We start from the raw sequence: 11,884 nt of genomic DNA, 5'->3' as shown, positions 1-11,884 counted from the left end.
AACTTACGAAAAGATCAGTAAAGCGTGTTGCAGAAGGTTGCGTCCGGGCAGGTCGGGGCCGGTTTCGGGGCTGGTCCGGTCACGCCGCCAGGGCGGGGTTGTGCATGTGGGCGACGGCCTGGACCGCGTGATGGAGGCCGTTGCCGCGCTGGCGGCGGTCGCGCAGGATCTTGTAGTGCTTCATGCGGGCGAAGGCGTGCTCGACCCGGGCCCGGACCTTGCGGTGTTCGGCGTTGTCCTCTTCCTCGCCGGGCAACAGGGCTCGGCCGGGGCGTCTGCGGTGCGGGACGACGAGCCCGGTGTCGATGGAGGCGTGGTCGGCCGGCACCGTCACGCCCTCGCAGACGGCGGCCAGGCCGGAGTCCCGCCAGGCCTTCGCGTCCGCGGTGGTGCCGGGTACCGGCCGGGCCCCGGCGATGACCAGCTTGGTGTCGGCATCGATGATGACCTGCACGTTCGCCGAGAACCGGTAGTTGCGTGAGGAGGCGCCGGTCTTGCGGTCGCGGACCGGGATGAGGGTGCCGTCCACGATCCACAGCCGCTCGACCGCGTCGGCCGTGCGGGTGGGCTGGAGTTCATGTGCGCGGGGCTGCCGTCGCCTCCCAGTCGATGTGGTGGTCGAACTGCCAGGCCGTCTTCTCCGGGTTGACCAGCTTCATGGCGGCCGGCATCACGAGGTCGCGCAGTACGCGGCCGACCGGGCCCGCGGTCTTGTTGCTGTTCGTGCGGGCGCCGAGCTTGATGATGCGTTCGACGCGGGGGCGGCGTAGTTGTTCGTACGCCGCGAAAGCCTGGTCGTAGGGCAAGTCCCGCAGGCAGCGTGCCAGTTCGACGGCGCTTTCGGTGGCGATGGAGGCACCCTGTCCGGAGCTGGACGAGGCGGCGTGGGCCGCGTCGCCGATCAGGGTCATGCGGCCGTGGGTCCAGTTCGCGACCCCCGGCATGTTCTCCATCGGGCCGGTGATGAGGAGCTCGTCGGCCTTGGTGCGGCTGATCATCTCGAGGGCAGGGGTGCGGTCGTCGGCGAAGGCGTTCTGCAGGATGCGCATCCACTCGTTCGCGCCGATCGCCTGGGCCTCGGAGACCGTCATCGGGGCGCGGTGAGGCAGGTTCACGAACCACATCGCCGAGGAGTCTTCGAAGACCTGGTAGCCGAAGAACGCGCGCTTGCCGAAGCACATGTACATGACGCCGTCGGTGGAGGGCAGCCCCGACTGGTGCATCCGTGCCCCGAAGCAGACCAGGCCGGCGTAGTTCGGCTGTGCTGCGGCCGGGTCGATCAGGGAGCGGACCGTGGAGCGGATGCCGTCGGCGCCGATGAGGACATCGGCGCCGGCCTCCGTACCGTCCGCGAAGTGCGCGGTGATGCCGGAGCCGGTTTCCGTCGTGCCGGTCAGCCGCTTGCCGTGGTGGATGGGGACGGAGCGGCGCTCCGCCTCGTCGTAGATCGCCCGGTAGAGATCAGCGCGCCAGACGAACTGCAGGGAGGGGAGGGGGGGGGGGGGGGCGAACCGTGCGAGGTGTTTGCCCGTCCAGCTCTGCAGTTCCATGGCGGTGACCGGGGTGCCGATGGCGCGGACGAGGTCGCCCGCGCCGATCGCGTCGAGGGCGTTCTGGCCGTTGGGAGCGATGGTCATGCCGCCTCCGGCCCCATCGGCGGTGGAGTCGTACGCCTCGTAGACGGCGGCCTCGATGCCTGCCTGGCGGAGGGCCATCGCGGCGACCGGGCCTGCGATACCGCCACCGATGACGAGCGCGGTGCGGGTTTTGCCGATGCGGGTCATGACTGGTTCCTCCTCGGGTCGTCGATCGTCGGTACGCCGCCGTTTCGGTGTGCGCGGCGCACGTCCTGGAGGTACGCACGGGAGAACATCGCCGACAGGATCGCGATGCCACCGCGGTGGATGCGGATTTCGCTGTTCGTCGCAGAGCCGGACAGACGGACACGGCGGCCGGCCGTCGTGGAGTGGGTGGACGAGGACCGGGAGTCCTTGATCTTGCCGCGGGCGGTCCACCTCAGGTTCCGGTGGTCGATGGCGGTGGTGTCGTCGACGAGCAGTTTGACCATGGCCCGGTCCATGTCGAGGTGGATCTCGATGTCGTCGGGAAGGTCGGGAGAGCGGAGGTCGAGGACTGCGGTGCCGTGGCGGGTCTTGATCTCGAAGTGGCCGGCCTCGGTCCAGTTGCCGAGGTGCTTGACGAGGTCGTGGTCGGAGTGGATGCGCTCGGTGAGGGACATCTCGGTGGTTCCTCTCGGGGCCGTGTCGTGTCGACCATTCGATAGTTGCACTGAAACTAGTATCGCGTCAACTAGTCATTCCGGGGCTAAAATCAGGTCCATGACCGCATCCGCTCCCCGCAGCTCCCCCCTCGCCCTGACCGTCCTGGCTCTGCTGCACTACAAGCCGCTGCACCCGTACGGCATCCAGCGACTGGTCAAGGACTGGGGCAAGGAGCAGGTCGTCAACGTCAGGCAGCGTGCGAGCCTCTACCGCACGATCGAAAGACTCCATGGCGACGGACTGATCGCGGTCCGCGAGACCGGGCGCGACCAGCAGTACCCCGAGCGGACCGTGTACGAAGTCACCGACGCGGGGCGTGAGACCGCCCGCGCCTGGCTGGAGGAGATGCTCTGCGCACCCAAGCAGGAGTTCCCGGAGTTCCCGGCCGCCCTCTCCAATCTGCTGCTGCTCACGCCCGAAGAGACGGGGGACGTGCTGCAGCGGCGGGCCGACGCCCTCGCGGCGCAGCTCGACGGACTGGAAACGGCCATGGCCGCAGAGGCGGAGCAGGGGCTGCCGCGCATCACCCGCCTGGAGACCGAGTACCTGCGGGCGATGACGGCCGCGGAGCTGGAGTGGGTGCGCACGGTGGTCGAAGACGTGCGAGCCGGCCGGCTCTCGTCGTCGAAGGAGCAGCTGGACGCTCTCGCGGCCGGGCCGGTGCAACAGTGAGCCCGCCCCCGCCGCGTCGGGGGACGGCCTGAAGCAGTGCGCTCTCGCAGGGTCGAACCCCAGCCGTTCGTCCCCTCGGGCCGAGCTCGCCCGTGGATCTTGCGCCGAGCTGCCGGGGCGCCGGGCCGGAGGGGAACTCCCGGCTGAGGAAGTCCCTGGCCGGGGCCGGTTCGGCAGTGCGCGGGGGCGGGAGAGACCGGGCGCTGGTGCTCCACGCGTCGGAGAGAAGGTCGCCGGCCGGGGCGGCCGCCTTGTGCGGGTCCGGGCCGGGCGTGTTCCTCAGGTGGGCGCCGGACATCGCCCACGCGCGGGCCTCCGCCGCCGACAGGTCGAGCACCTGTGCCTCCTGGAGGGGAGCGGTGGGGTCATCCCCCAGGCGCGGGGAGCAGTCCTCCTTCCGAGGAGGGCCTCGCCGCCTCGGCGGCCCCGTCCCCACGCCCGTACTTTCTCCGGGAAAACCGCAGGCCCCGCGTGCGAGGGCAGCGCCCACCGCGCATCCGGCACCGGCAGTCCGGGGCGCCGCCGCGTGACGGCACCCCGCGTCGGCTCACAGAGCCTGCGGAAAGTCGAAGACCCTGCCCGGGTCGTAACGCCTCTTCAGCTCAGCCAGCCGGTGAGCGGCCGAGCCGTAGTACGCGGAGCGCCAGTTGCTCAGACTCGCGTCCGTGTAGTTCTGGTACGCCGCACCCGAGGCGTACCGGCGCATCGCGGTGTGCGTGCCGTCCAGCCAGGCCGTCGCCGCCCCGGCGGTACGACCGGCGGGCCAGGATGCGGTGTACTGCGCCAGGAAGCGCGAGTTGCGGTGTACGAAGGCGGTCGCCTGCGGGGAGACGCGGTTGACGGCCCCGCCCAAGGCGGTGAGCGCGACGGATACGGCGCCGCCGCCGCCGCTGCGCCCGTGGCGTTCGACCTGGTCGAGCAGCGACCGGATGCCGGCGGTACTCAGCGAGCGGTTGAAGAAGTCCGAGCGTGCCGCGTACGTCTCCCGCTGGAGCACGCCGGTGGGCTGCCGCCCCGGGGTCGTGCCGGGCAGATGGCACTGGGTGGTGGAATGCGTCGCGCAGCCCGCGTACATCCGCATGGTGTCGAGGTAGCCGCGCCGCCGCATGGTGATGTGGGAGGCCGCGCCGGGGCCGCCTGCGCGGTCCGCCAGCCGGTCGACGGCGTTTTGCAGAGCGCCGTACGTGCCGAGCGAGAAGCAGCTGATGGAGACGGTGGGAGTCCGGCCGGCGACGGCGGACAGGTGCAGCGCCGACCAGATCTCGTCGGGCTGGGCGGGACCCCACTCCTGCCAGGAGCGGAGCACGGCAGCGGCCTTGGACCAGGGCCAGGTCATGTACGCGGTGACGCCGTCGGCGGCCTTGTGGGTGCGGAAGCGGAGTTCGGTGACGACGCCGAAGTTTCCGTTTCCCGCGCCGCGCAGCGCCCAGAACAGGTCGCTCTCCCGGTCCTTGGACACCTCGAGGGTCCTGCCGTCGGCGGTGACGATGCGGGCACCGGTGAGGTTGTCGGAGGTGAGGCCGTAGGCGCGCGAGACCACACCGTGGCCGCCCCCGAGCGTCAGGCCGGAGACGCCGACCGTGGGACAGGAGCCGCCGGGGATGGTGACGCCTCGTGCGCCGAGCTGGGTGTAGACGTCGATGAGCTTGGCGCCGGCCCCGATGACGGCGCTGCCGGAGCCGCTGCGGATGGACTTCAGCGCAGAGACGTCGATGACCAGGCGTCCGTTGCCACTGGACCAACCGGCATAGGAGTGGCCGCCGTTGCGGATGGCGACGGGGACACCGTGGCGGCGCGCGAAGGCCAGGCACTCGGCGATGTCCGCGGCGGCGGCCACGTAGACGACGGCGGCGGGACGCAGAGCGTCGAAGCGGGTGTTGTACAGCTGACGGGCGGTGGCGTAGTCGGCATCGCCCGGACGTATCAGACCGCCCTGAAGACCCCTGCCGAGCGCGGACCAGTCAGCGGCGCGGGGCGCGACCGCCTGGCTGCCGACCGCTGCCGACGCGGAACCCAGGGGCCGCTGCCCGCCGGCAGCAGGGGCGAACCCGCCGCCGGGCACGGTCCTCGCCCGACCGCTTCCCCAGCTCACCGCCCCGGCGACCGCCGCCGCATAGCCGGTACCCGCTGCAAGCAGTGCGCGCCGGTTCATGGCGGCCTCCGTTCACGATGCTCTGCTGTCTCATAAGCAGAGTGCGAACGAGGAGTGACGGTTCCACGTGATGGACATGCGCGCTCCGACGGTTCGCCCGCAGTCCGACGACGCTGTCTCGTGGACCGAGCCCCTGCTCGCACCGGCGAGAAACCCGATCGAGTGCGGGCAGCAGGCCGGCTGGACACCGGCTTTCGACAGCGACCAGGACCGTCCCGTAGTGACACCCTTTGCGGGTCGCGCACTCCTCGACACCGGCCACCCGCGCAGCCTGCACTTCCGGGTCCGGCAGCACTTCGACCAGCCGCAGCACCCTGCTGCGGCTCACGGACACACCGCAGACGCGAGCCAGGCGGGCACCGGCCCGGCCGGCGGGCACGAAGCCGACCACGGCCGGCGTCAACCACAGCCGCCCGGCTGCAAAGGCAGCTACCGGTGTGCCCGTGCCCACCTGCACAAGAAGCGCGCCTCACCGCGATCGGCGACCGCCCGGCCGCCGTCGGCCCGGACGGTGACCGGATGGATCCCCAACCGGCCGAAGTCCCTCACCGAGCCTGAACGACTCCCGCTCAAGACCGGCCGTACCCGCTGTCCCGAGCTCGATTCCCCCACCCGGCACGTCCGGTCCTTCGCGGTCATGCTCACCCAGCGCCAGGGCGAACACCTGACGGCCGGGCCCGACGCCGTCCGGCAGGACGGTCTGACCAGCCTTCAGACCCTCGCCGCCGTCGTCCTCTCCTCACTCGGCCCATCCCCGTGCGAGCGGGGAAGCAGGAACCGGGCGTCCGGCCGAGCCGAGAGGCGCAACCGGATCCTCTCCGAAGAGTTCCTCCACGCCCGTGTGCGGACCTCAGCAGACCTGCGCGCCGAAGCCCTTCCGGTCTGGAACATCCACTACGACCGCCATCGACCACACCGCAATGGGAACCCCCCGGCCGCGCGAGCCTGCAGCAGCGTCACCGACGTCATGGCTTCTGGGTGTCCTCGGGTTCGTCGTGGATGGTCAATGCTCCGGCGAGGTCGAGGTCGGCGACCGTGCCGTGCGCCCCGGCGCGGACGAGCAGCACTGCGCCGAGCGCGGTGCTCCAGAACGTCCTGGCCTCCACGTCGAGTGGTCGACGGGTCCTCCAGCCGCGACCGTCGACGAGCTGGTTCACGAAGCGCTCGGACTGCCGGAACAGCAACTGGAGGTGCCGGTCGACCACGGGGGCGAGTTCGGGCCTGGAGATCGCGGCGGCGAGTGCTCGTGCGACGGACGGGAGTGAGGGCATGGCCAGTACGGCGCGGGCGATGTTGCGCCGAAAGGTCGCCGCGTCGGGGGCTTGGCGACCGATGCGCTCGATCCGTCGGGCGTCGTGCAACAAGCCGAGAAAGGCGGCGTGGACGAGCAGGGAGTCCTTGGATCCGAAGTAGTAGGTGACCTGATTGGGGAAGACGTCTGCCGCGTTCGCGATCTCCGCGACGCTCAGCTCGGCGCCGGGCCGCTCCTTGCAGAGCCGGGCAGTGGTCTCGATCAGCCGGCGTCTCGTCGCGCGACCACGGTCACGCGACCGAATCGACGTCGACCGAGCTTCGGTTCGCTTCTTCTCCACACCGGAATTGTATGTGATACAACAAGGCCGTTCACTTGTATCGCATACAAGAAAGGTGGAAGGACATGCACCGCACTGAAGTCGTCGTGACCGGACTCGGCGCGATCACGCCACTCGGTGGAGACGTGGCGTCCACGTGGGAGGCCTTGCTCGCCGGCGAGTCGGGCATCCGCGGCGGCGTCCTGCGCGGCCACGAGGACGTCGGCCTTCCCGGCACCGTCGCGGGGACGATGGCGGTCGACCCCGCCGAGCTGCTGATGCCGGTGCAGGCCAGGCGGCTCGACCGCTCGCAGCAGGCGGCCTTCGCCGCGGCGGCCGAGGCCTGGACCGATGCGGGCGCCCCGGACGTGGCCCCGGACCGGCTCGCATCAGCGATCGGCACGGGCATCGGCGGCGTACGGACGCTGCTGAAAGAAGACGACGTACTGGAGACCGCCGGGACCCGGCGCGTCTCGCCACGCACGGTCCCGATGCTCATGCCCAACGCGGCGGCGGCACTGATCAGCATCGAATACGGTGCACGGGCCGGGGTCTACACGCCCGTCTCGGCGTGCTCCTCCGGTGCCGAGGCGATCGCTCTGGGGGCCAGACTCATCCGCGCCGGCGAGGCGGACGTGGTCATCGCGGGCGGAACCGAGGCCGCGATCACCCCGATCACCGTCGCCGGGTTCGTCCAGGCACAAGCACTGTCGCGGCACACCGCCGAACCCGCCTCGGCGTCCCGGCCGTTCGCCGCGGACCGCAGCGGATTCGTCCTCAGCGAAGGCGCCGCTGTCGTGGTGCTCGAAAGCGCCGAACACGCCCGCGCCCGAGGCGCGCACATCCACGCGGTCCTCGCGGGCGCCGGCATCGCCGCCGACGCCCACCACATCACGGCACCCTCTCCCGACGGCTCCGGTCAGGTCTCCGCCATGCGAAAGGCCCTCGCGCAAGCCGGTCTGGCTCCCGAGCGGATCAGCCACGTCAACGCCCACGCCACCGGCACTCCGGTCGGCGACACCGCCGAGGCACACGCGATCAGGAAGGTGTTCGGCCGCGCCACCGTGACAGCCCCCAAGGCGGCACTCGGCCATCTCTTCGGCGCGGCCGGTGCGATCGAGGCGCTCATCGCCGTCCTCAGCGTGGAACACGGCGTCATCCCGCCCACCCGCAACCTCACCACGGCCGGCGTCGGTCCCGACATCGATCTCGACGTCGTCGCAGAGCGACGAGACGCTCCCCAGGAGGCCGTGCTCAGCAACTCCTTCGGCTTCGGCGGACAGAACGTCTCACTCGTCGTCACCCGCGCACGACACCACACGTCCCCTACAGCCCCGACCACACCATGACCCACCCGGACACATCATCGTCCGCGGACGGCCGCCACCGGTTGACCGAACGCCGGGACCATTCACTCAGGCCCGGGAAGCAGCCGGCCCCGCCCCAGCCCTGAACGTCCAGCGCGAGACCGTCCCCGCGCGTGCGGAAAGCAGGCGTCTGCTGCTCGACGGAGCGCGATCCCGCTGCTCACGGCACGGACCTCCGGTGCCGGGGTGGGCGGTCACCGGCCCCGAGGAGCGGTGAGGCCGGGTTCTACGTGCCGGGGCGTCCGAGCCGGTGGACGGTCCAGCCCGCCGCGCGCCAGGGCTCGGGGTCCAAGGTGGTACGGCACGACCAGCAGGGCGGCGGCCGGGCAGCCGGCAAGGGCCGGGGGGCGGCCTGCCGGTACCGAGGCCACTCGGTGGGCACCGCGCGTTCATCGCCCGCCGCCGGGACCTGCGGCCCAGCGGGGAATACCGCAGCCCCACCGAGCAGGAGTGGGAGGAGTTCCCCGGCCACTTCGAACGCCGCAAGGTGGCCCCCGGCGACTGCGGCCGGGCCTACGGCACCAGCCGCATCCACGAGCACAGCCGCATCCGATGCCCGCTCCTGCGGCGCCTTGTCGACCAGGTGCCGGATGTACGCGTGCCCGTCGTCCGCGTCCTGGTAGTACTACTCGTTCTCGACCTGGTAGGCGATGGGCGTCCCCGTGCCGTCGGTGAGCTGGTGCCCGGCGGGGATCGGGTCGATCCGCGACAGCCGCTCGTCGGAGGCGGCGAGGTAGTCGGGCATGGTCGAACGGGGCTTGCCGTCGGTGGTCGGCGCCGTGTCGTCGTGGCCGACCCTGGGGTGGGCTCCTGCGCGTGTGGTGGATGTCGAAGGAGCCCGGCGCGAGTGCGGTGAGCGCGCCGGTGAGCCCGCGGGCAGCCTGCCCCCATCAGGCGTAATGGCATGTGTATGTCAGTGTCCTCGGGCTCCACCGAACCCGCCGGGCGAGGTCAGGAAAGCGTGCCGACGACCTTGCGGACCTCGGTCGCCACAGACGCGGGCAGCGGTGCGTAGTGGTACGCCCCCAGCTCGGCCTGGCCCTCCTCGCTCGCGGTGTACGTGAGGAAGGACTTGAGCGCGGGCAGCACCTCCGGCCGATTGCCCGTGTCGCAGACGATCTCGTAGGTCACGAGGACGATCGGGTACGCGCCCTCGGCCTTGGTCCGGTAGTCGAGTTTCAGCCTGAGGTCCTTGCCTTCGCCGGCGATCTCGGCCTCGGCGATGCCCAGCGAGGCGCTCCGGGGACTCGGCGCGACCGGCTCGGCCGCGCCCGTGGCGATGCGGACCGTCCCGATCCTCCGTTGCACGGCGAAGGACAGCTCGAAGTAACCGATCGCGCCGTCGGTCTGTGTCACCGCCTGGGAGATGGCGTCCGAGCCGCTGGCCGACTGACCGCCCTGGGCCTGCCACTTCTTGTCCGCCGGGTACGGCCAGGACTTCCGGGCCGCGCCCTTGAGGTAGGCGTTGAGGTTCTGGGTGGTGCCGGAGTCGTCCGCGCGGTGCAGCGGGATCACGGGAATGTCCGGCAGCGCCGCATCGGGGTTGAGGCGCTGGATCGACGGGTCGTTCCAGCGGGTGATCCGCGCGTCGAAGATCCGGGCGAGGGTCGGCGCGTCCAGAACGAGACCGGTGACCCCCGGCACGTTGTAGCCGATGGCGATGGGCCCCCCGGCCATGGGCAGGTCGACGGCCCGCCCCCCGGGGCACACGTCCTTGGTGAACTCCACGTCCTCCGCGCTCAGCGCCTGGTCCGTGCCCCCGAACGCGGTGGCGCCGCGCTGGAACTGGGCGACGCCCGCCCCCGATCCGAGCGGGGCGTAGGCGACCTGAACGCCCTTGCAGGCGAGCTGGTACTGATGGATCCAGCGCTCCATCGCGTTCTGCTGGGCCGACGAACCCGACCCGCGCACCTGTCCGGACTCGGCGCACTCGACGTGCGGCGCGGCCTCCGTCGACGACGGCTCGCCCGCGCCGTCGGAGCCGCCCGCGCAGCCGGCGAGCAGCGCGCCGCCCACCGCCACCGCGGTGGCTCCTCTCCATCGACCGGACCGTCCCGAACGCCGGAAACCCACCGTGATCCTCCTTTGGCATACGCGGATGTCGCGCAGATGATCAACGATGCTCCGGAGGCGAGATGGCTCCAAGATGAACAGGAGCCGTCACCTGGTCGACTTCCAGGTGAGCGGGTCATTGTCACTCGACTGCGGGCAGGCGAAGAGGGCCCGTGCCCGCGGTCGGGCCGTCGCGATCAGGCGCAGGTGAGGGTGGGTGCGGCCCGGTCGGCGTGGTCGTAGTCCTTGCCGTCGCCGGCGTCGGCCGCCTGGAGGGTGAGCTCGTAGGCGCCGGCCGGCAGTGGCAGCTCGGCACCCGGGCGACGATCACCAGCGGCGGACGCTGCCTCGCCCCGGTCGGGTCGGGCACGGCGAACGGCACGAAGCTGACGCTCACCACCTGCTCGGGCACGGCGGCCCAGCGATGGGCGCCCACGGCTTGACGGCCACCGCTTGAGGAGAGGAGGGGAGCTGCGCCCCGACCGTCAGGCGGATTCCAGCGGTCGGGGGCACAGTCATCAGCCCGTCATGGGTGCCGTGCGCAGGAGCGGGGAGGCCGCGAGGCCGATGGCCCAGCCCGGTGGAGGAGGACCCGGCCTCGGTGCAGAGCGGCGAGCGGTCCCGCACGAGCTCGGCCTCGCTCCCCTCCCCTCCCCTGCGGAGGTGACGACCGCGCCACCGGACAGGAAGCCCGTGGCGCGTGTGGCGCCTACCTCTCATCGGTGAAGCGAGGCAGGCACCCCGGTCCGGCATGCCGGACCGGGGCCTGCTCGACCTGTGTTCCGGGTGGAACGTGGGTGTAGAGCCACCAGTCGCCGGCGCCCACATGCACAACCTCGCCCCGACAGCGTGACCAGGCCGGCCCGAAACCGGCCCTGACCTGCCCGGACGCGGCCTTCTGCAACACGCTTCCTCAGCGTTCCTTATGCCGCGCCGCCGTCCTCGACGGCCTGATCGACGGGTATGGACCTCGGCCGACCGCGACAGCCCGGGCGGGCCCGCCGACACGCAAGCGCCCTGGACCGAGGCCGTCTTCCCGCTGCTCCGGCCGTAGGCATGTGGATCGGCGGACACAACGCGTCGCCCCGTACCCCGGCCGCGGGTCACCAGGTTCGGGCGAGCAAGTGCGTGAACAGCGTGTCCAGTTGCTGTACGGCCGTGGGCGTCAGCGGTGTGTCGCGCAGGGTGCGGCGGGCGGTGTCGAGGTGGCGGCGTGCCTCGTCGCGGGTTGCGGACCGGCCGCCTGCCTTCTCCACCAGCGCTGCGACGTGGGCGGCCTCGTCATCGTCCATCCGCCCGGTGGTCGTCAGGAGCGCGGCGAGTTCGTGTGCGGCCTCGTCTCCTCCGGCCAGTGCCGTGAGGATCGGGTAGGTCTTCTTGCCCCGCCGCAGGTCCGCGTGGACGGGCTTGCCGGTCACGGCCGGGTCGCCCCAGATGCCGAGGCTGTCGTCCACCGCCTGGAAGGCGAGGCCGAGATGGCGCCCGGCTCGTTCGAGCGCGGTCACGGTGTGGTCGGGGGCGCCGCCCAGGATCGCGCCGAGCGCGAGCGCGCAGCCCAGCAGGGCGCCCGTCTTCTGGTCGGCCATCGAACGGTACTCGTCCGGGCCCACCGCTCCCGGCCCGTACCACGGACGGTCCTCGAAGCGCAGGTCCTGTGCCTGGCCGCTCACCAGTGTGTTCAGGGTCCTGCACAGGCACCGGACCGCAGCTCCCGTGTGCCGGCTCCTGGCCTCGGCCAGGGTCGCCACGGCCTGGGCGAGGAGCGCGTCGCCCGCGAGAACGGCCGGG

10 protein-coding genes and 1 pseudogene are annotated in these 11,884 nt (G+C 71.5%); 3 read left to right on the top strand and 8 right to left on the bottom strand.

Features of this window, described 5'->3' with window-relative positions:
• Window positions 1-79 precede the first annotated feature (79 nt).
• From CCN56_RS01025 to CCN56_RS01015, 3 genes and pseudogenes are all read right to left on the bottom strand, one after another.
• Window positions 80-565, bottom strand: a pseudogene (locus CCN56_RS01025) (transposase family protein); the annotation flags it as partial.
• Between the two features lie 10 nt (window positions 566-575).
• Entirely contained in the window at window positions 576-1,784 is a 1,209-nt protein-coding gene (locus CCN56_RS01020; RefSeq protein ID WP_086822249.1) for an NAD(P)/FAD-dependent oxidoreductase, read from the bottom strand.
• Complete coding sequence (locus CCN56_RS01015; RefSeq protein WP_086822247.1) at window positions 1,781-2,239, bottom strand: hypothetical protein; 459 nt, start codon at window positions 2,237-2,239, stop codon at window positions 1,781-1,783. Before CCN56_RS01015 ends, CCN56_RS01020 begins: the two co-directional genes overlap by 4 nt.
• 100 nt (window positions 2,240-2,339) lie before the next feature.
• Here CCN56_RS01015 and CCN56_RS01010 point away from each other — a divergent pair, with 100 nt between their 5' ends.
• Complete coding sequence (locus CCN56_RS01010) at window positions 2,340-2,954, top strand: PadR family transcriptional regulator (protein WP_086822244.1); 615 nt, start codon at window positions 2,340-2,342, stop codon at window positions 2,952-2,954.
• A gap of 547 nt (window positions 2,955-3,501) precedes the next feature.
• Here the strand turns inward: CCN56_RS01010 and CCN56_RS01005 are convergent.
• Window positions 3,502-5,106 carry an FAD-binding oxidoreductase gene (locus tag CCN56_RS01005; RefSeq protein WP_086822242.1) on the bottom strand — a complete coding sequence of 535 codons (1,605 nt, stop codon included), beginning with the start codon at window positions 5,104-5,106 and terminating at the stop codon, window positions 3,502-3,504.
• A 965-nt stretch (window positions 5,107-6,071) separates the two neighbouring features.
• Window positions 6,072-6,698: a TetR/AcrR family transcriptional regulator C-terminal domain-containing protein gene (locus CCN56_RS00990; protein WP_086822239.1), complete on the bottom strand. Its 627-nt coding sequence runs from the start codon at window positions 6,696-6,698 to the stop codon at window positions 6,072-6,074.
• A 65-nt stretch (window positions 6,699-6,763) separates the two neighbouring features.
• On the opposite strand from CCN56_RS00990, the gene CCN56_RS00985 reads away from it, so the two are divergent.
• Complete coding sequence (locus tag CCN56_RS00985; RefSeq protein WP_086822236.1) at window positions 6,764-8,026, top strand: beta-ketoacyl synthase; 1,263 nt, start codon at window positions 6,764-6,766, stop codon at window positions 8,024-8,026.
• 643 nt (window positions 8,027-8,669) lie between these two features.
• Here the strand turns inward: CCN56_RS00985 and CCN56_RS43820 are convergent.
• Window positions 8,670-8,789: a beta-galactosidase gene (locus tag CCN56_RS43820; RefSeq protein WP_218779381.1), complete on the bottom strand. Its 120-nt coding sequence runs from the start codon at window positions 8,787-8,789 to the stop codon at window positions 8,670-8,672.
• A gap of 206 nt (window positions 8,790-8,995) precedes the next feature.
• The gene (gene pstS / locus CCN56_RS00975) at window positions 8,996-10,066 is read right to left on the bottom strand and encodes a phosphate ABC transporter substrate-binding protein PstS (protein WP_256961645.1); all 1,071 of its coding nucleotides are present in this window, start codon (window positions 10,064-10,066) and stop codon (window positions 8,996-8,998) included.
• A 263-nt stretch (window positions 10,067-10,329) separates the two neighbouring features.
• On the opposite strand from pstS, the gene CCN56_RS00970 reads away from it, so the two are divergent.
• Window positions 10,330-10,539 (top strand): RICIN domain-containing protein, encoded by a 210-nt coding sequence (locus tag CCN56_RS00970; protein ID WP_086822230.1) that lies wholly within the window; start codon window positions 10,330-10,332, stop codon window positions 10,537-10,539.
• 660 nt (window positions 10,540-11,199) lie between these two features.
• On the opposite strand, the gene CCN56_RS00965 is transcribed toward CCN56_RS00970, so the two are convergent.
• A partial coding sequence (locus tag CCN56_RS00965) for a polyprenyl synthetase family protein (RefSeq protein ID WP_256961644.1) occupies window positions 11,200-11,884 on the bottom strand: 685 nt, incomplete at its 5' end.

The organism is Streptomyces sp. NRRL B-24572 (genome assembly GCF_002156145.1).
In the GTDB taxonomy this organism is placed as follows: domain Bacteria; phylum Actinomycetota; class Actinomycetes; order Streptomycetales; family Streptomycetaceae; genus Streptomyces; species Streptomyces vietnamensis.
The sequence above is the reverse complement of the archived record's forward strand: the minus strand, read 5'-3'. Positions and strand labels throughout refer to the sequence as shown.